Below are 18,940 nucleotides of genomic sequence, written 5' to 3'. Positions count from 1 at the left end.
CGGACGGAAACCCGAACGGACCCTCCAACCGAAGCAGAGATGGGAGAACCATGGCTGCCGGCCTGCTCCTCAGCAGCGCGATCGGCGCGCTGCTCGCCACCGCGGTACCCGCGCAGGACCCGTCGTCCGGTTTCGTCGACCCGCCCCCGGACCGCATCGTCATCAAGGTCGCCACGGTGAACGGCTCCGGCTGCCCGCAGGGCACCGCCGCCGTCGCCGTCTCGGCGGACAACACGGCCTTCACGGTCACGTACAGCGACTACCTCGCCCAGGTCGGCGGCACCTCCGACCCCACGGCGTTCCGCAAGAACTGCCAGCTCAATCTGATCGTGCACGTGCCGCAGGGCTTCACCTACGCCATCGCCAGCGCCGACTACCGCGGCTTCGCCGCCCTCCAGCCGGGCGCGAGCAGCGTCCAGCGGGCCTCGTACTACTTCCAGGGCTCGCCGAACACGGCGTACCGGAGCCACCCCTTCAGCGGGCCCTACAACGACAACTGGCAGGCCACCGACACCACCGACTGGGCCCAGCTGGTGTGGGCGCCGTGCGGCGTCCAGCGCAACTTCAACATCAACACCGAGCTGCGGGTCAATGCGGGCAGCTCCGACCCGGCCAAGACCAGCTTCATGACGATGGACTCGACCGACGGGGACATCAGCACCATCTACCACCTGGCGTGGAAGGAGTGTCCCGACACCTGACAGCGGCCTGTGCCCCGGTCGCCGGGGGCGACCGGCGACCGGGGCACAGGCGTACCACGACTGCTCAACGGCTCCACGCCGCACAGCTCTTGACGTCGAATGCGCCGCTGGCCATCCTCGTCGCATATCTCGCACCGGTCATGACAACCCGTCAGTAGCGGCCCCAGAAGGGCCTGGCCCGTCGACCGTGCCATCCCACCAACCGAGGGACGTGGGTAACGACCATGGCTCCACGCCACCCGAACCGCCGCAGACACGTCACCGTCGTGTCGCTGCTCCTCCTCGTGCTGGCCACAGTCCTCGGCCCGGCGCCGAGTTCGGCGGCCGGAGCCGACTGGTGGAACCCGGTCGCACGGCCCGCCCCGGACTCGCGGATCAACGTCACCGGCGAACCGTTCACCGGCACCACCGCCGAGGGCGAGGTGCGCGGCTTCGTCGACGCGCACAACCACCTCTTCTCCAACGAGGCGTTCGGCGGACGGCTCATCTGCGGCAAGCCCTTCTCCGAGGCCGGCATCGCCGACGCGCTCAAGGACTGCCCCGAGCACTACCCGGACGGCTCGCTCGCCATCTTCGACTTCATTACCAACGGCGGCGACGGCAGGCACGACCCGGTCGGCTGGCCCACGTTCAAGGACTGGCCCGCCCACGACTCGCTGACCCACCAGCAGAACTACTACGCCTGGATCGAGCGGGCCTGGCGCGGCGGCCAGCGCGTTCTCGTCAACGACCTCGTCACCAACGGCGTGATCTGCTCGGTCTACTTCTTCAAGGACCGCAGCTGCGACGAGATGACGTCGATCCGGCTGCAGGCCAAGCTGACATACGACCTCCAGGCCTACGTCGACAGGATGTACGGCGGCCCCGGCAAGGGCTGGTTCCGGATCGTCACCGACAGCGCGCAGGCCCGCCAGGTCATCGAACAGGGCAAGCTGGCGGTCATCCTCGGCGTCGAGACCTCCGAACCGTTCGGCTGCAAACAGATCCTGGACATCCCGCAGTGCAGCAAGGAGGACATCGACAAGGGGCTGGACGAGCTGTACGCCCTCGGCGTGCGCAGCATGTTCCTGTGCCACAAGTTCGACAACGCGCTGTGCGGGGTCCGCTTCGACTCGGGCACGCTGGGCACGGCGATCAACGTCGGGCAGTTCCTGTCGACCGGCACCTTCTGGAAGACGGAGAAGTGCACGGGACCGCAAGCCGACAATCCCATCGGCGGCGCGGCGGCGCCCGAGGCCGAGCAGAAACTCCCGGACGGTGTGGAGGTCCCCGCGTACAACGCGGACGCCCAGTGCAACGTCCGCGGGCTCTCCGAACTCGGTGAGTACGCCGTGCGCGGCATGATGAAACGCAAGATGATGCTGGAGATCGACCACATGAGCGTCAAGGCCACGGGCCGGGTGCTCGACATCTTCGAGGCCGAGTCGTACCCGGGTGTGCTGTCCTCGCACAGCTGGATGGACCTCAACTGGACGGAGCGGGTCTACTCACTCGGCGGCTTCATCGCCCAGTACATGCACGGCTCCGAGGCGTTCAGCGCGGAGGCGAAGCGCACGGACGCGCTGCGCGAGAAGTACGACGTGGGCTACGGCTACGGCACGGACATGAACGGCGTCGGCGGCTGGCCGGGCCCGCGCGGCGCGGACGCCCCCAACCCCGTGACGTACCCCTTCCGCAGCGTCGACGGCGGTTCCGTCATCGACCGGCAGACCACCGGTGAGCGCACCTGGGACCTGAACACCGACGGAGCCGCGCACTACGGCCTCGTCCCGGACTGGATCGAGGACGTCCGGCTCGTCGGCGGTCAGGGCGTGGTGGACGACCTCTTCCGTGGTGCCGAGTCCTACCTCGACACCTGGGGAGCGTCCGAGCGGCAGCAGGCCGGCGTCAATCTCGCCACGGGCGGCTCGGCCACGGCCAGTTCGGCGGAGTGGAACCCGTTCACCAGCTATGCGCCGGACCGGGCCGTGGACGGTGCGCGCAGCACCCGCTGGGCCAGCGACTGGAGCGACGACCAGTGGCTGCGGATCGACCTCGGCGCCACGAACCTGGTCGGGCGCGTCACGCTGGACTGGGAGCGGGCGTACGGGACGTCGTACCGCGTCGAGCTCTCCACCGACGCCGTGACCTGGCAGACCGCCTGGTCCACGACCACCGGCGACGGCGGCCTGGACACCGCGCGGTTCACCCCGACGCCCGCCCGGTATGTCCGCGTCCAGGGTCTGGACCGTGGCACCGACTGGGGCTATTCGCTCTACGAGGTGGGCGTCCACAGCAGCTAATACGCATGTGCGAATAACGCGCATCTTGTGCGAATTTCCGCTGGTCTGATCTGATGCGCATGCCCGTGCAGGTGGATATTTCTACGCGGCGGAAGGGGTGGCGGGGCATGGCGAATTACCCTGGCGCAAAGCGCCGCCGGGCGTAGGTGTCCCCGAAGTGCTGGAAAGGGGAGGACGGTTGGCAGGAATCACGGTCGCACGATGGCTGGACCGGCTCCGTGTGCGGAAAACCCGCGGTATCCGGGTTGTGCGTCGCACTCCTTCGAGTGACCCTCTCGCCGCGTTGGTGAGGACCGCGCAGCAGCTCGACTACGGCGCGGGCCGCGTCGGCGGGGCGGTGGGGGGCGACTGTAAACGGTAGGGGCGACGGCGGGCGCGTCGGGCCTGCACCCAAGGCCCGCCCGCCGCGGCCGCCAAGGCCGGGTCAGGGGCCTTCCGGCCCACCCGGCGACCGGAATACGTATTGCTTGACTCAGGCAACGGCCAGGTAAAGTGGCGTACATGCCCAACCCGCCGACCGTCATCGCCGCGCGGGAGCGCACGGGGGAGACCCTCGCGGGGCACGGCGGTGCGCCGCTCGTGCTGATCGCGGTCGGCGACCCGACGGCCGCCGAGCCGCTCCCCACACTGCTGCGACTCGCCGGCTACCGGACCACGACCGCCCGCACCGGCGCCGAGGCACTGGCCTGGGTGCGGGAGTGCCGGTTCGACCTGGTGATCCTGGATGTGCTGCTGCCGGACGTGGACCAGCTCCGCCGGACCCGCAGCCTCGTCGCCCCCGACCGTCCGGCCGTACTGCTGCTCGCCGAGGGCGAGCCGCTGGGGACCATCCCCGCCGGTGACAGAGGGCCGGGGGAGGGCTCGTCGGCGCGGGCGCCCCGGCGGGAGGCTGAAGTGCTGGCCCGGGCACGGCAGTTGGTGGGGAGGGCGCGGCGGTACGACGACCCCGCACGGGGCGGCGAGCCCAGCACCCTGCGCTACGACGACCTCGTGCTGGACGAGAGCAGGTGCCGGGCCCTGCGCGGGCAGCGGGCCATCGCCCTCACCCCGGCGGAGTACCGCCTGCTGCGCTGCCTCCTCCTCAACCCCGAGCGGGTGCTGTCGAAGGAGCAGATCGGCCGGCACGTCTGGGACGAGCGCCCCACGGACGGGGCGATCGAGCGGCTGGTCTCCCGGCTGCGCCGCAAGGTGAACGACGGGGAGCCCGCGCTGATCCACACCCGCCGGGGATTCGGCTACTGGCTGGGCCGCTCCACGCCGGGCTGAGTGGGGGAGCCCGACGGTGTGACCTCGGTCATGTTGATCGCCTGTCCGGAAACTGTCCGGGAGTTGTCAGTTCGGTTGGTTTAACTGTTGCCCTGGCCCCCACGCCCCGGAGAGAGGACACGGATGTCCGCCCCCCACCCCGCGCATGAGCCCGGCTTCGACCTGGAGGCACTGCGCGAGAAGTACCGCGTCGAACGCGACCGCCGGATCCGCCCCGACGGCAGCAGGCAGTACCGGCGCACCACGGGAGAGTTCGGCTACTTCGAGGAAGACCCCTACGCGGACCGGGACTTCTCCCGGGAGCCCCTGCACGACCGGGTCGAGGTGCTGATCATCGGCGGCGGTTTCGGCGGCCTGCTCGCCGGGACGCGGCTGCGGCAGGCCGGCGTGCGCTCGATCCGTGTGATCGAGAAGGGCGGCGACTTCGGCGGCACCTGGTACTGGAACCGTTACCCGGGCATCCACTGCGACATCGAGTCGTACATCTACATGCCGCTGCTGGAGGAGGTCGACTACGTCCCGCGGTGGAAGTACGCGCCGGGGGAGGAGATCCGGCAGCACGCGCGGGCCATCGCGACGCGCTTCGGCCTGTACGACGACGTCTGCTTCCAGACCCTGGCGACCGAACTGCGCTGGGACGAGGCCGAGTCGGGGTGGCTTATCGCCACCGACCGGGGCGATCACATGCGGGCCCGCTACGCCTCAACCCGCCCAACCGGCTGTGGGGTTCCAACGGCGTCGCCTTCGGACCCGACGGGCGGCTGTACGTCGCCGAGTTCCTGGCCGGCCGGATCAGCGCCGTGGATCCGGCCACCGGAGACGTCGACGTGATCGTGCCGATGGACAGTCCCGTGCAGTCGCCGGACGACCTCGCCTTCGGCGCGGATGGGTCCATGTACATCGCCGACCTGGTCCCCGGCCGGGTGTGGCGGCGCAGCCCCGACGGCGCGTACACCCTCGTCTCCGGCGACGTGACCAACCCCAACGGCCTCACCTGCGTCGGCGACCGGTTGTTCGTCAACGAGATGAAGCCCGACGGGCGGCTGATGGAGCTGTTCCCGGACGGCGGTGAGCCGGTGGTACTCACCGAAGGACTCGCGCTCGGCAACGCGATGCAGCTCGGCCCGGACGGCTGGTTGTACTACCCGCACATGATCACCGGCCAGGTCTGGCGCATCCCGCCGGACGGCGGCGCGCCCGAAGTGGTCGCCGAGGACGTGCACCAGCCGGTCGCCGTCCGTTTCGACCAGGGTGGCGTGCTGCATGTCCTGTCGCGCGGCGTGGAAGGCATCGTGACCCGCATCGACCTGCACGGCACCGGCTCCCGGACGCTCGTCAGCAGCGGGGTGGTCGGCCTGGACAACGCGGCCTTCGACGCCGAGAACCGCATGTTCGTCTCCAGCTACGCCAGCGGCGGCATCACCGAGCTGCGGCCCGACGGGCGCACCCGGGAGCTGGTGCCGCGGGGGCTGGACGGCCCGTACGGGGTGACGATCGACCTGGGCGGCACGGTGTACGCGGCCGACCACTACCGGCTAGCGAGCCCGGCCGACACCCACGAGGGCGTGCCGATCAACGGCTCGCACGGCGAGGGCGTGACCACGCATGCCCTGCTGCACTTCTCCCACGGCATCGCTGCGGACGGCGGGCTCCTGCACGTGACCTCGCAGTACGGCACGGTCCAGACCTACGATCCCGAGCACGGGACCACACGGGAACGGGCGGTCGGTCTGCGGCAGCCCCTGGGCATCGCGGTCGGGCCGGACGGCTCCCTCGTCGTGGCCGAGACGGGCGCCGGACGGATCGTTGCCCTCGACGACGGCGACACCCTCACCGTCCGCGCCGAAGGGCTGGACCATCCCGTGGACGTGGCCTTCGACGCGGCCGGGCGCTGCTACGTCAGCGACGACCGGCTCGGGACGGTGCTGCGGATCGAGGCGGACGGAAGCACGGTGACCGTCGCGGACGGGCTCGGTGCGCCCCAGGGACTGGTGGTCCTGGGTGACGAGATCTTCACGGTGGAGACCGCGCACCGCAGGCTCCGGGCGATCTCCCTCACCACGGGGGAGAGCCGGACCGACGCCGAGGACCTGCCGGTCGGGCCACCCCCGGGCGTCGTACCCCGGACCCGGCCCGCCCTCTTCGCGGGCGGTATGCCCGGGGCGCCGTACCCCTTCGCCGGGCTGGCCGCCGCCCCGGACGACACCCTGCTGCTCGCGGCCAACGGTGAGGGCACGGTGCTGCGGCTGAGCCCGGCGGGCAGCGGCGACTGACCTCGGCAGAGGACGTCCAGGATTCTCGCCCGGAAGGGGAATGACCGCCGCCCCCCGGGGTACGCGTCGAGGGCCGCACCGGAGTCCGATCTTGGCCCGGGCGGGCCCCCACGACCGCCACGACCAGGGAATCCGCCATGGAGACACCCGCGAACGACCCCACCCCCACACCGGCCCAGCGGGCGCTGGACGCGCTCGTCGTGAACACCGAGGACGAGTCGGCGCTGGACACGCTCGCGAGCAGCGAGGTACTGGTCCCCGTGCCGGACGACGCCATGGACGAGGAGGCGGCCGACCCCACCGCGGTGGCGCTGCCCGTGCTGGAGGAGCCGGACGGGCGCCCGGTGGTGCCCGTGTTCACCTCCGAGCTGGAGATGGCAGAGCTGCTGCCGTTCGTCTCCCGCTACCGCCTCGTACCGCTCGGCGCCCTCGCCTCGCAGTGGCCGTCCGACGACCTGTCCCTCACCATCGACGGCAGCTCGTCGCACGGTCTGACGCTCACCTCGGACGGCGTCCGCACCCTGCTGGCCCGTCCGCACGGCTGAGCCTGGGCGTTCACCTCGGGTGAACGCCCACGTCACACGCCATCCGCCGGGCCGACGCGTGCCGAGGTCGGCCGGAAATTTCCCCCGCGCCGGGGTGGTCACGCCCCGCGCGACGGGAAGACCCCAGCGAAAGGATCCGCAGCGAAGGAACGTCGGGAGTCGTCTTGAGGGTCGTCCTGCTCGGCACCGCGGCCAGTGGCGGCTTCCCACGGTGGAACTGCGGCTGCACGCCGTGCGCCGCCGCCCGTGACGGCAAGCTGCCCACCCGTACCCAGGAGGCGGCCGCCGTCACCGGCAACTCCCGGGACCACATCCCCGCTGTGGCCGGGCTCCGGACCCCGGCCCACACCGGTGCGGGGTGTGCTGCTGACATGGTCGACCGGTATGCGCCGTGGGAGTGGCACGACAGCCTCACCGCGGGCGGGTTCGTGCTCTCCGGTGGCCTGGTCGTCACCGCCCACCCCGTCGGGGCGTCGGCGCCGGCGTATCTGCCCCGGCGCGCCGCGGACGAGTGCTGGGTGACGGCGTACCGCGTCGAGGATCTGGCCACCGGCGGTGTGCTCGTCTACGCGCCCCGCCTGGCCGGACGGGACGCGAAGCTGGACGAGCTGCTGGCGGGCGCCGACTGCGCCGTGCTGGACGGTACGTACGTCACGACCGCCGACGCCGCCCTCTCCCCGTCGACCCGGATCCGCCGTGTCCACACCCGCCTGGAGGACGCCAGCCCCCTCTTCGACCCCGCCTCGGCGGCCCGTGGGCAGGCGGTCGAGGCGGGCATCGAAGTCCTTTCGGACGGGGCCGAGTTCGTCCTGTGAACCCTTCGGGCGTCACTCGGTGGTGAGGTCCAGGAGCTGGTCGGCGGCGGTGGTGTTGCCCGCGTCGGCCAGGCGGCGCAGCTCATCGAGGTTGCCCTGCTCGGTGGCTACCTCGATGAGCTGGTCGGTCGCGGTGCTGCTGCCCCGGTCGGCGAGGCGGCGCAGCTCGGCCAGGTCGCCCCGTTCGGCGGCGAGTTCGACCAGCTCGTCGATCGCGTCGGGGTCGCCGCTGTCGGCCCGCTCCCTCAGCAGGGTGAGCGCGGTCGGGTCGGAGTCGGTCATGTTCGGCACCTCTCGTGTTCGGTGGCCCGGTGGGAGCAGCTTTCCCGAGGGTGTGTGTCCGTCACGACCAGGTACCCCGGCGGGTGGCCCGCCATCAGGGGGAACCGACTCAGCCCTTCAGGGTCCGCTCCAGTGCCGCCCGCTGCAGGGGCAGCACCTCGGCATGCAGGGCGCGGCCCTTGCCGGTCAGGGCGACCCACACGCCCCGCCGGTCCTCGGCGCATACGGAGCGTTCGACCAGGCCGTCCTTCTCCAACCGGCCGATGAGGCGGGAGAGGGCGCTCTGGCTGAGGTGGACCCGCCCCACCAGGTTCTGTACCCGGCAGTGGTCGCCCTCCTCGGGTGCCGCGGTGGCCAGGATGTCCAGCACCTCGAAGTCGCTCGCGCCGAGCCCGTGCGGATGGAGCACGCGGTCGATCTCGCAGATCGTGCGCGCGTGCACCGACAGGATGTCCCGCCACCGCTGTTCCAGACCGGTGCCGACCGTGTTCGCTGCCATATCCGCACGGTAACACCGATCCGGCCATTTGTTGAGTATGCAACTAGTGCGTGTGCAAGGAGCAACCCCGGCCTCAGTCGGTCTCGTCCTGGAGCAGGCCGATCAGGTTGCCGTCCGGGTCCTTCACCGAGGCGATCAGGCGGCCGGGACCGACCTCCCGTACGTCCTGCAACGTCTCCGCGCCCGCGGCCAGCAGCGCGGCGAGGGTCGCCCGGATGTCGGCCACGTGCCAGTAGGGAACCGGGCCGGTCAGGCCTTTCGCGTGGCCGTTCGGGTCGAGGCCGATCTCCTGACCGGCGTCCCGGAGACCGACGTAGTAGGGCTCGTCCGTGTGCGGTTCCACCCCGAGCAGCGCGCTGAACAGGGACTTCGCCCGGTCGAGGTCCTTGACGGGGTAGATGATCGTTTGCAGGCCGGCGGTCATGGCGTACTCCTCCGTGTGGCGTGGTCCGACGGTCGATTCCGTCGGTGGTCTCACGCTAGGCCGGGGGAGCGGCGGACGGCTTCTCCGATCCTGATCGGTCGCTCACGCGGCCATGCCGGTCCCCCGCGCCCTCACGTCGACTCCCGCTTCACCAGCTCCGTCGGCAGGATCACCGCCGCCGGATCCTCGCCGCCGATCTGCGCGAGCAGCACCCGCACCATCTCGGCGCTGATCCGGTCCCACGGCTGCCGTATGGTCGTCAGCTCCGGGCTGGCGGCGACGGCGGCGGGGGAGTCGTCGAAGCCGCCGACCGCCACGTCCTGCGGCACCCGCCGCCCCGCCCGCTGCAGTGCCGTGAGCACGCCCTGCGCCATCAGGTCGGACGCCACGAACACCGCGTCCATGTCGGGAGCCTGCGCGAGCAGCCGCTCGGCGCCCGCCTCGCCGCTGGCCCTGCTGTAGTCGCCGGAGACGATGAGGCGGTCGTCGACCTCGACACCGGCCTCGGTGAGCACCTCCCGGTAACCGGCGAGCCGCTCCACACCGCCGGGCGTGTCCAGCGGACCGGTGACGACGCCGATCCGGCGCCGCCCGAGCGACAGCAGATGGCGCACCATGTCCCGCGCGCCGTCCCGGTCGTCGGCGGCCACGTAACTCACCTTCGAGCCCAGCCCGATCGGCTTGCCGCACGCCACCAGCGGCACACCGGCCTCACGCAACTCCTGCGCCACCGGATCCCCGGAGTGGCTGGAGACCAGCAGCACCCCGTCGACGTGCCCGGCGGTGATGTACCGCGTGATGCGCCGCCGTTCGTCCTCGGTCCCGGCCAGCATCAGCAGCAGCGGGATGTCGTGCTGGGCCAGCGCCTGGGTGCAACCACGCAGCAGGACATTGAAGTTGGGGTCCTCGAAGAACCGCTCCTGCGGCTCGGTCAGCAGAAAGCCGACCGAGTCCGAACGCCCGGTGATCAGCGAGCGGGCGTGGCGGTTCACGACGTAACCCGTCTTGCGGATGGCGGCGTTGACCGCCTCCTGGGCGGACGGGCTGACGTAGTGGCCGCCGTTGAGTACGCGCGAAACGGTGCCGCGCGAGACGCCCGCCTCGCGCGCCACGTCGTGAATCGTCGGCGGCCTGCGCCGGCCCCCCGTGTTGCTCATGGTCATGACTTTACGGCTCCGGAGAGCAGATCGAGGCTCCAGAACCGCTGGACGACCAGGAACAGCGCGACCAGCGGAAGCACCGCGAGGAACGCGCCCGTGATCAACAGCGTGTAGAGCGCGGGCGTGTTGGCGCCCTGCTCCAGCAGCGTGTACAGGCCGAGCGTGATCGGGAACTTCTCGTCGTCGCTGAGCATGATGAACGGCAGCAGGAAGTTGTTCCACACCGCCACGAACTGGAACAGGAACACCGTCACCAGCCCCGGGATCATCATCGGCAGCGCGATCCGGGTGAAGATACGCCACTCGTTCGCCCCGTCCATCCGGGCGGCCTCCACCACATCGGCGGGGACGGCGGCAGCGGCGTAGATCCGCGAGAGGTAGACGCCGTACGGCGAGAGGATCTGCGGCAGCAGCACGGACAGGTACGAGTCCGTGAGGTTCGCCTGGGCCAGCAGCAGGTACTGCGGGACGGCGAGGATCACCGGCGGCATCAGTACGCCCGCAAGCAGCACGTTGAAGATCGCCTCCCGGCCCCGGAAGCGGTACGTCGCGAGCGCGTAGCCGCTGACGGACGACACCGCCGTCGACAGCAGCGCCCCGAGACCGGCGTAGAGGGCGGAGTTGCCCATCCACTGCCAGTACACGCCGTCGCGGTAGGCGCTCAGATCCGAGAGATTCTCGGTGAACCCGGTGCCCGGCAGGAAGGTGAACGTGGAGAACAACTCGCTGCCGGACTTGGTGGACGCGATCACCACCCAGGCGACCGGCAGCAGACAGTACAGCGCGCCGAGCAGCAGCGCCACGGTCGGGACCAGCGCGATCCGGCGGCGCAGCGGCGGGCCCTGGGCGGTGCCCGGGGTCGTACCGGCCGCCGGGGCGGCCTTGCGCAGGGCAAGAGAACTCATCGTGCTGCCTCCTGCTTGTTGCGACGGTTCGCGGCCCGCAGGAAGCCGAAGGACAGCACCAGCGTGGCGAGCGCGATGATCACGGCCTGGGCCGCCGCCGCGTAGATGTCGCCTTCGCCGAAGGCGTCCCGGTACACCTTCATCAGCGGACTCCAGGTCGTCGACACGGAGTTGGTGAGCGGTTTCAGTGTGGTCGGCTCGTTGAACACCTGGAGCGTCGCGATGATCGAGAAGAAGAAGGTCAGCACCAGCGAGGGCGCCACCATCGGGATCTTGATCCGGAGCGCGATCTGCAGCGGGGTGGCACCGTCCAGCTTCGCCGCCTCGTACACCTCGGCCGGGATGGCCTGCAGCGAGGTGTAGATGACGATCATGTTGAAGCCGGTGCCGCCCCACACCGCGATGTTCGACAGGGCGAGATAGAGCGGACCGCCGTCCAGCAGATCCGGCTGCGGCAGGCCCAGCTTGTCGAGCACGAAGTAGAAGGGGCTGACGTCCGGCAGATACAGAAAGCCCCACAGCAGGGCCGCGACGACGCCGGGGATGGCGTACGGCAGGAAGATCGCGAGCCGGGTGAAGGGGGCGAGCCGGACCTTCTCCGAGTCGAGCATCAGGGCGAACAGCAGGGCGAGGCCCAGCATCACCGGGACGACGATGCAGCCGTAACCGAGGACGCGCAGCGCCCCGTTCAGCAGCTCGCTGTCGGAGAGCGCGTCTGTGTAGTTCTCCAGACCGGCCCAGACCTCCTTCCGCGCACCGGAGCCCAGGCCGAGGCCGGAGACCTGCACCTTGCGGAAGCTGAGCCAGATCGCGTACCCGATGGGCAGCGCGAAGAACAGGGCGAAGAGGATCGTTGCGGGGAGAAGGAAGGCGTACGGGGCCCCCTTGACCCCGTACGACTTCCGGCGTGCCGTGCTCGTCACTCCGCGACCTCGAAACCCTGCTTCTTCATGTCGGCGACCGTGTCGTCCTGCATGGTCTTCAGGGCGGCGGTGAAGTCCGACTTGTTCTTGGCGGCGGCGCCGAAGGCGTCCTTGAAGGTGGTGTAGGCGACGTTCACGTTGGGGCCCCACGCGGACGGGGCGGTGGTCTCCGCGATCTCGGCGGCCGTGGTGTAGAAGTCCGCCTGGTTCGAGAAGTACTCCGGCGGCGTGGTGAAGGCGCCGCTGAGCTGGGCGGAGGTGGACGCCGGGTAGATGCCGCTCTCCTTGGCCAGCGCGTTCAGGGCGTCGCGGTCGGTGTTCAGCCAGGCGGCGAACTTCGCGGCGGCCTCCTTGTGCTGGGAGTCGGTGGTGACGGCGGTGGAGGAACCGCCCCAGCTGCCCGTGACGTTCTCGCTCGCGGACCACTGGGGGAGCGGGGCCATGGCCCACTTGCCCTTGGTGTCCGGCGCGGCCGTGGTCAGTGTGCCCGGCGCCCACACGGCGGAGACCCAGGCGATCTGCTTGCCGGTGTTGAGCGCCTTGTTCCAGGCCGGGGTGTACATCGGCTGGTTGTCGATGGCGCCCTCCTTGACGAGGTCGCCCCAGAACTTGGCGACCTTCTGCGTCGCCGCGTCGTCGATGCCGACCTTCCACTTGTCGCCGGAAGTCGTCCACCACTTGGCGCCGGCCTGCTGGGCGAGGCCCGCGAACAGGCCGGAGTCGTTGGCGGAGAAGGTGGTGAGGTCCTTGTCCGGGGCCTTCTTCTTCAGCGCGCGGGCCGTGTCGGCGAACTCGTCCCAGGTGGTGGGGACCTTCAGGCCGTACTCCTTGAACAGGTCCTCGCGGTAGTAGAACATCATCGGCCCGATGTCCTGCGGGACGGCGTAGACCGCGTCCGTGCCGAGCGTGGTCTGCTGCCAGACGCCCTCGGCGAACTTGCCCTTCGCATCGGCGACTTCGCCTGATATGTCGGCGAGCGCGTCATTGCTGACCAGCGTCGGCAGCGCCTGGTACTCGGCCTGCACCAGGTCGGGGGCCTTGCCCGCCTTGTGCGCGGTGAGGATCTTGGTGACCAGCGTGTCGCCGGACGCCTGCTTCTTCACCGTGACCGTGATCTGGTCCTTCTTCCCCGGCCCCTTGTTCCACAGGTCCACGACCTTGTCCATGCCGGGCGTCCAGGTCCAGTACGTCAGCGAGACCGGGCCCGACTGGGCGTCGCCGTCGTCGGACGAGCCGCAAGCGGCGAGGGCGGTGGTGCCGAGCGTGACGGCGACGGCGGATGCCACGAGGCGGCGGCGCTTCGTGTTGGGCATGGATCTCTCCCCTGACCTGGGTCCTCGCCTGCTGCGAGGACCTGCCATGCTTCTGTGAGCGTTCACAGTAGAGAAACATCCCGGACACTTGTCAATGGTTGTTGCTGTGCGGTTATGTTGGGCTCGCACTGCCGATGGTGTGTGTGCACGTTCCCAAATGATCGATTAAACGGAGAGATCCATGCCGGAGACCACGCCCAAGGGCCTCACCAGGCTCGCCTTCGGTGGGGACTACAACCCCGAGCAGTGGCCGGAAAGCGTCTGGCACGAGGACGTCCGGCTGATGCGGGAGGCCGGTGTCTCCATGGTGAGCGTGGGGATCTTCTCCTGGGCGCTGCTGGAACCCGCGCCGGGCCAGTACGACTTCGGCTGGCTCGACCGTCTGCTCGACCTGCTGCACGAGAACGGCGTACGCGTCGACCTGGGCACGCCGACCGTGGCACCGCCGGTGTGGTTCTACCGGGCCCACCCCGAGGCGCTCCCGGTCACGGCCGACGGCACCCGCTACGAGTTCGGCTCGCGCGGCGCCATCTGCCACAGCAACGCCGACTACCGCACGGCCGCCGCCAACATCACCACACGGCTCGCCGAGCGCTACGGCGACCACCCCGCGCTCGCGATGTGGCACGTGCACAACGAGTACGGCGTCCCCGTCTCCGCCTGCTACTGCGACTCCTGCGCCGCGCACTTCCGCCGCTGGCTGGCGACGACGTACGGCACGGTCGAGGCCGTCAACGAGGCCTGGGGCACTGCCTTCTGGGGCCAGCGCTACACCGACTTCGAGCAGATCAACCCGCCGCGCCTGACGCCTACCGTCGGCAACCCGGGACAGGCCCTGGACTACAAGCGGTTCGCCGACGCCACCATCCGCGAGAACTTCCGCATGGAGCGGGACATCCTGCACCGCCTCTCGCCGGGCGTCCCCGTCACCACCAACTTCATGACCGCGCTCAGCCAGTGCGACTCCATCGACTACTGGGCCTGGGGCCGCGAGGTCGACCTCGTCACCAACGACCACTACCTGATCACCGACGGCCGCCGCACCCACGTGAACCTCGCGATGGCCGCCGACCTGACCCGCTCGGTCGCGGACGGCGCCCCCTGGCTGCTGCTTGAGCACTCCACCTCGGGCATCAACTGGCAGGCCCGCAACCCCGCCAAGGCCCCCGGGCAGATGGCCCGCAACTCCCTCGCGCACGTGGCACGCGGCTCCGAGGGCGCGATGTTCTTCCAGTGGCGGCAGTCCCGGCGCGGCGCCGAGAAGTTCCACTCGGCGATGCTCCCGCACGGCGGCACCGACACGCGCGTGTGGCGCGAGGTCGTCGAACTCGGCGCGGCGCTCGACTCGCTGAGTCCGATCCGCGGCACCCGCACGGTCGCCGACGTGGCCGTCCTGTGGGACTGGCACTCCTGGTGGGCGCAGAACCTCGACTGGCGCCCCACCGAGGACCACGACGCCCGCGAACGCGCCGACGCCTTCTACGAGGTGCTCTACGACCGCCACCTCACCGTCGACTTCGCCCACCCGGAAGCCGACTTGTCGGCGTATCCCCTTGTCGTCGTACCCGCGCTGTACCTGATGACGGAGGCGGCCGGACTCAGTCTCAAGCGGTACGTCGAGAACGGCGGCACCCTCGTCGTGTCGTACTTCTCCGGCATCGTCGACGAGCACGACGCCGTCCACGAGGGCGCCTACCCGGGCCCGCTGCGGGACGTCCTCGGCCTGACCGTCGAGGAGTTCTCGCCGCTGCTGAAGGGCGAGCAGGTCCGCATCACCGACCCCGACGGCTCCGAGCTCGGCGCCGACGTGTGGACGGAGTTCGTGGTGCCGCGCGGCGCCGAGCCAGTGTGGACGTACGCCGACGGCCTCACCGCCGGCCACCCGGCCGTCACCCGGCACCGCCTCGGCGAGGGCACCGCCTGGTACGTCTCCACCCGCCTCGGCCACGACGGCCTGGACGCCCTGCTGGGCTGGGCCGCCGAGGACGCGCGGCTCGACCCGCGCGCCGACCTGCCCCACGACGTCGAAGTCGTGCGCCGCACCGGCGAGTCCGGCACCTTCCTGTTCGCCTTCAACCACACCACCGCCGACGCCAAGGTGCCGCTGGAGTCGCCCGGCACCGAGCTGCTGACCGGCGAACGTGCCGCCGGCCGCCTCGCGGTCCCGGCGGGCGCCGTACGGGTCGTACGACTCGACGGCTGAGCCGACTCCCCTCCGCCCGCGTGTGCCACGAGAGCCGTGGGCGGAGGGGGCATGCCCTCCTCCCCACGGGAGGGGGCACCCCATCCCCACCACGTCGAAGGGACGACGGACGATGAAGTTCCATCCCAGACGCACCCTCAGAGCCCTGCTGCTGCCGCTCACGGCCGGGCTCGCCCTCACCGCGCTGCCCGCCCAGACCGCGAGTGCGGCCAGCACGCTCACCAACGGCGGATTCGAGGCCGACGGCACCGGCGCGGCCACTCCGAGCGGCTGGTCCGAGTACGGCTCGACCGGCGCCTCGTACGTCGAGGCCGGTGGCCGCAGCGGGAGCTATCGGCTGAGCCACTGGGCGTCCACCGCCTACAAGGTGGAGACGTACCAGTACCTGTCCGGGCTGACCAACGGCAACTACAAGCTGACGGCCTGGGTCCGCTCCGGCGGCGGGCAGAAGTCCGCGTACATAGCCCTGAAGAACTGCGGCAGCGCGGAGCAGCGCACGGATCTGCCGGTGTCCGCCAGTGGGTGGATCCGGATCGTCGTGCCGATCAATGTGACCAACAACCAGTGCACCATCAGCATCAACAGTGATGCGAACGCGGGCAACTGGATCAATGTTGACGACCTGACCTTCACGTCGGGCACGTCCGGTACGTCGATCAAGGGTGCCGACGTCTCGTCCCTCGCCAAGAGCGAGGCGCTCGGCGGCGTCTACCGGACCAGCTCCGGCGCCACCAGTGACCCGCTCGCCATCATGAAGTCCTCCGGCATGAACTACGCGCGCCTGAAGGTCTGGGTCAACCCGGCCGACGGCTACAACAACAAGTCGCGTGTGCTGGCGATGGCCAAGCGCGTCAAGGCGCAGGGCATGAAGCTGCTGGTCGACTTCCACTACTCGGACACCTGGGCCGACCCGGGCGCCCAGAGCAAGCCGGCGGCGTGGGCGGGCCACTCGTACAGTCAACTCAGGACGGACGTGTACAACCACACGTACGACGTGTTGAACGCATTGAAGGCACAGGGCACCACCGCCGACATGGTCCAGGTCGGCAATGAGATCAACGGTGGCATGCTGTGGAACGAGGGATCAACCAACAACTGGACTCAGCTCGCCGGACTGCTCAACAGTGGATACGACGCCGTCAAGGCGGTCAACTCGTCCACTACCGTCGCGCTGCACCTCGCCAAGGGCGGTGACCTGTCCGGCACCCGCTGGTGGTTCGACAGCGCCGTCGCGAACGGCGTGAAGTTCGACGCTATCGGCCTGTCGTACTACGGCTACTGGCACGGCACGCTGTACGACTTCCAGACCACGCTGGACGACGCGGCCGCCCGCTACGGCAAGCCCGTCTTCGTCGCCGAGACGGCCTATCCCTTCCGTCTCGACAGCGAGGACGCGCACGAGAACATCATCGACCTCTCCAGCGAGCTCGTCCCCGGCTACGCGGCCTCGACGGCCGGGCAGACGCAGTGGATGAAGGACATCGCGAGCATCGTGGAGGCCGTCCCGAACGGCCGAGGCCTCGGCGTCTTCTACTGGGAGGCGACCTGGACCGCGGTCACCGGCAACGGCTGGGACCCGACCGACGCGTCCTCCGGCAACGGCTGGGAGAACCAGGCCCTGTTCGGCTACGACGACAGGGCACTGCCGGCGATGGCGTGGTTCAGCCACCGCTGAGGGGGCCGGGGACCCGGCCGCGAGAGTACGCACCTCCGCGGCCGGGTCCTCGCTGTTCCACTGTTCCGCGACATTGAGTCGAAGGCCCGTTCGGTCCCGGTCAAGTCCGGTGGTGTGCCCGGTGCGGCGGCTTGCCCGGCGCCACAGTGGGAAAGCCCCACGTAGAGGGACCGGACCGAGGGGGACGTGATGCTGAGGACTCCCGCCAACGACACCCGCCTGCGCATCCTGGACTGGCTGAAGGATCCGGTCGCCCACTTCCCACGCCAGCGGCACGCCGACCTCGTCGCGGACGGGGTTTCCGCCGACGCCGTCGCCGCTAAGCTCGGCGTCCGCCGCACGGTGGCCCACACCCACCTCACCCTCCTCGCGGACCTCGGCATGCTGCGCGCCAAGCGCGTCCGGCGCCGTACCTACTACCGCCGCGACGAGGTCCGGATCGCCGAGGTGGCCCGGATGTTCGAGAAGGGCTGGTAGGGGCGCGTCCGGCCATGCCCTGGTCAGTGGCCTGCCTCGCGCAGCGGCTCTCCCACGCTCCTGAGGTGGCTCAGCGCCTCGCGGTGTGAGGCGAGCAGTCCCGTCTGGTGGTACGGGATGCCCAGCTCGGCGCAGTACCGCTCGGTGATGATCTGGGCCCTGCCGAGCGCCGGCGTCGGCATGCTGGGGAAGAGGTGGTGCTCGATCTGGTAGTTGAGCCCGCCCATGAAGACGTCGATGAGCGCCCCGCCCCTGACGTTGCGCGAGGTGAGGACCTGGCGGCGCAGGAAGTCCAGCCGCATCCCCTCCTCGATCATCGGCATCCCCTTGTGGTTGGGGGCGAACACCGAGCCGAGGTAGATCCCGAACAGGCCCTGGTGGACGGCGATGAAGGCGAGCGCCTTGGCGGGGGAGAGGACGGTGAACAGGGCACCGAAGTACAGGACGAAATGGACGATGAGCAGCGTCCCCTCCAGTACCGGCCGTTTCATCGACGGTTTCCTCAGCGCCTTGAAGCTGGCGAAGCTCAGATTCAGCCCTTCCAGGGTGAGCAGTGGAAAGAAGAGCGCGGCCTGGTGCTTTCCGATGAAACGGGGCAGCCCCTTTGCCTTGCGGGCCTGCCGCTGTGACCACACCAGAATGTCGGGGGAGACGTCCGGGTCTTTTCCTTCGTGATTCGGATTCGCATGGTGCCGGGTGTGTTTGTTCATCCACCAGCCGTAGCTCATGCCCAGCAGCAGATTGGCGACCAGCAGACCGCCGGCCTCGCTGGGGCGTCGGCGGGAGAAGACCTGCCGGTGGGCGAGGTCGTGGGCCGCCAGCCCGAGCTGGCCGAAGACCACGGCCAGGAAAACGGCGACGATCAGCTGGCTCCAGCTGTTCCCGAGCGCGAAAAACGCCCCGATGCCTCCCGCGAGAGCGAGAGCCACCGCCCCGAAACGCACGGTGTAATACAACGGACGGCGCCGCAGAAGCCCTGCTTCGGTGATGCGGCGCGACAGTTCGGAAAAGTCGCTTCCCTTTTGTTGCCCGCCTTGTTTTTCACCTTGTCCTTCGCGCGTGGACGAGTTCCCCGTAAGCACCGTTGGATTGACCATGCGCTTCATTATGTGAACGATTTCCCCGCAGCAGAATGACGTCTTCCCCCCAAGCGGGGTGCGGGTAGCCCCACTGCCGAAACGGGGGGTCCACCGGTTT

The 18,940-nt window shown here is 69.8% G+C and carries 17 protein-coding genes and 1 pseudogene; 10 read left to right on the top strand and 8 right to left on the bottom strand.

What is annotated here, in order from left to right:
* Positions 1 to 50 precede the first annotated feature (50 nt).
* The 7 genes and pseudogenes from SSP24_RS15270 (at position 51) to SSP24_RS15240 (ending at position 7,882) form a co-directional block, all read left to right on the top strand.
* On the top strand, positions 51 to 701 hold the full coding sequence (locus SSP24_RS15270; RefSeq protein WP_141310068.1) for a DUF4360 domain-containing protein: 651 nt from the start codon (positions 51 to 53) through the stop codon (positions 699 to 701).
* A gap of 224 nt (positions 702 to 925) precedes the next feature.
* Positions 926 to 2,983: a discoidin domain-containing protein gene (locus tag SSP24_RS15265; RefSeq protein WP_141310067.1), complete on the top strand. Its 2,058-nt coding sequence runs from the start codon at positions 926 to 928 to the stop codon at positions 2,981 to 2,983.
* Between the two features lie 501 nt (positions 2,984 to 3,484).
* Entirely contained in the window at positions 3,485 to 4,249 is a 765-nt protein-coding gene (locus tag SSP24_RS15260) for a response regulator transcription factor (protein ID WP_141310066.1), read from the top strand.
* 123 nt (positions 4,250 to 4,372) lie between these two features.
* Positions 4,373 to 4,948: pseudogene (locus SSP24_RS15255) on the top strand (NAD(P)-binding protein); the annotation flags it as partial.
* Positions 4,903 to 6,522 (top strand): hypothetical protein, encoded by a 1,620-nt coding sequence (locus tag SSP24_RS15250; protein ID WP_229865627.1) that lies wholly within the window; start codon positions 4,903 to 4,905, stop codon positions 6,520 to 6,522. The pseudogene SSP24_RS15255 and the gene SSP24_RS15250, both read left to right, overlap by 46 nt.
* Before the next feature lie 137 nt (positions 6,523 to 6,659).
* Entirely contained in the window at positions 6,660 to 7,067 is a 408-nt protein-coding gene (locus SSP24_RS15245) for an SseB family protein (RefSeq protein WP_141310063.1), read from the top strand.
* 164 nt (positions 7,068 to 7,231) lie between these two features.
* A complete protein-coding gene (locus tag SSP24_RS15240) occupies positions 7,232 to 7,882 on the top strand; it encodes an MBL fold metallo-hydrolase (RefSeq protein ID WP_167529593.1) in 651 nt (216 codons plus the stop codon).
* Positions 7,883 to 7,894: 12 nt separating this feature from the next.
* On the opposite strand, the gene SSP24_RS15235 is transcribed toward SSP24_RS15240, so the two are convergent.
* From SSP24_RS15235 to SSP24_RS15205, 7 genes are all read right to left on the bottom strand, one after another.
* The gene (locus SSP24_RS15235; protein WP_141310061.1) at positions 7,895 to 8,164 is read right to left on the bottom strand and encodes a hypothetical protein; all 270 of its coding nucleotides are present in this window, start codon (positions 8,162 to 8,164) and stop codon (positions 7,895 to 7,897) included.
* A gap of 109 nt (positions 8,165 to 8,273) precedes the next feature.
* Complete coding sequence (locus tag SSP24_RS15230; RefSeq protein ID WP_141310060.1) at positions 8,274 to 8,663, bottom strand: MarR family winged helix-turn-helix transcriptional regulator; 390 nt, start codon at positions 8,661 to 8,663, stop codon at positions 8,274 to 8,276.
* A gap of 73 nt (positions 8,664 to 8,736) precedes the next feature.
* Entirely contained in the window at positions 8,737 to 9,087 is a 351-nt protein-coding gene (locus SSP24_RS15225) for a VOC family protein (protein WP_141310059.1), read from the bottom strand.
* Positions 9,088 to 9,218: 131 nt separating this feature from the next.
* Complete coding sequence (locus SSP24_RS15220) at positions 9,219 to 10,250, bottom strand: LacI family DNA-binding transcriptional regulator (RefSeq protein ID WP_141310058.1); 1,032 nt, start codon at positions 10,248 to 10,250, stop codon at positions 9,219 to 9,221.
* Positions 10,247 to 11,152 carry a carbohydrate ABC transporter permease gene (locus SSP24_RS15215; RefSeq protein ID WP_141310057.1) on the bottom strand — a complete coding sequence of 302 codons (906 nt, stop codon included), beginning with the start codon at positions 11,150 to 11,152 and terminating at the stop codon, positions 10,247 to 10,249. Before SSP24_RS15215 ends, SSP24_RS15220 begins: the two co-directional genes overlap by 4 nt.
* Positions 11,149 to 12,075, bottom strand: a complete 927-nt coding sequence (locus SSP24_RS15210) for a carbohydrate ABC transporter permease (protein WP_141310056.1) — start codon at positions 12,073 to 12,075, stop codon at positions 11,149 to 11,151. The genes SSP24_RS15215 and SSP24_RS15210 overlap by 4 nt, the downstream gene beginning before the upstream one ends.
* Positions 12,072 to 13,388, bottom strand: a complete 1,317-nt coding sequence (locus tag SSP24_RS15205; RefSeq protein ID WP_141310055.1) for an ABC transporter substrate-binding protein — start codon at positions 13,386 to 13,388, stop codon at positions 12,072 to 12,074. Before SSP24_RS15205 ends, SSP24_RS15210 begins: the two co-directional genes overlap by 4 nt.
* Before the next feature lie 181 nt (positions 13,389 to 13,569).
* Here SSP24_RS15205 and SSP24_RS15200 point away from each other — a divergent pair, with 181 nt between their 5' ends.
* The 3 genes from SSP24_RS15200 (at position 13,570) to SSP24_RS15190 (ending at position 17,743) form a co-directional block, all read left to right on the top strand.
* Positions 13,570 to 15,591: a beta-galactosidase gene (locus SSP24_RS15200; protein WP_141310054.1), complete on the top strand. Its 2,022-nt coding sequence runs from the start codon at positions 13,570 to 13,572 to the stop codon at positions 15,589 to 15,591.
* Between the two features lie 112 nt (positions 15,592 to 15,703).
* Positions 15,704 to 17,266, top strand: coding sequence for a glycosyl hydrolase 53 family protein (locus SSP24_RS15195; RefSeq protein WP_141310053.1), 1,563 nt, complete (start codon positions 15,704 to 15,706; stop codon positions 17,264 to 17,266).
* A gap of 189 nt (positions 17,267 to 17,455) precedes the next feature.
* Positions 17,456 to 17,743 (top strand): helix-turn-helix domain-containing protein, encoded by a 288-nt coding sequence (locus SSP24_RS15190; RefSeq protein ID WP_141310052.1) that lies wholly within the window; start codon positions 17,456 to 17,458, stop codon positions 17,741 to 17,743.
* Positions 17,744 to 17,766: 23 nt separating this feature from the next.
* Here the strand turns inward: SSP24_RS15190 and SSP24_RS15185 are convergent, their stop codons facing one another.
* Entirely contained in the window at positions 17,767 to 18,840 is a 1,074-nt protein-coding gene (locus SSP24_RS15185; RefSeq protein ID WP_141310145.1) for a fatty acid desaturase family protein, read from the bottom strand.
* Positions 18,841 to 18,940: the final 100 nt, after the last annotated feature.

This window comes from Streptomyces spinoverrucosus (assembly GCF_006539505.1).
GTDB lineage: Bacteria > Actinomycetota > Actinomycetes > Streptomycetales > Streptomycetaceae > Streptomyces > Streptomyces spinoverrucosus.
Note: the sequence above shows the minus strand (reverse complement) of the source record. Positions and strands in the feature narration are given on the sequence as shown.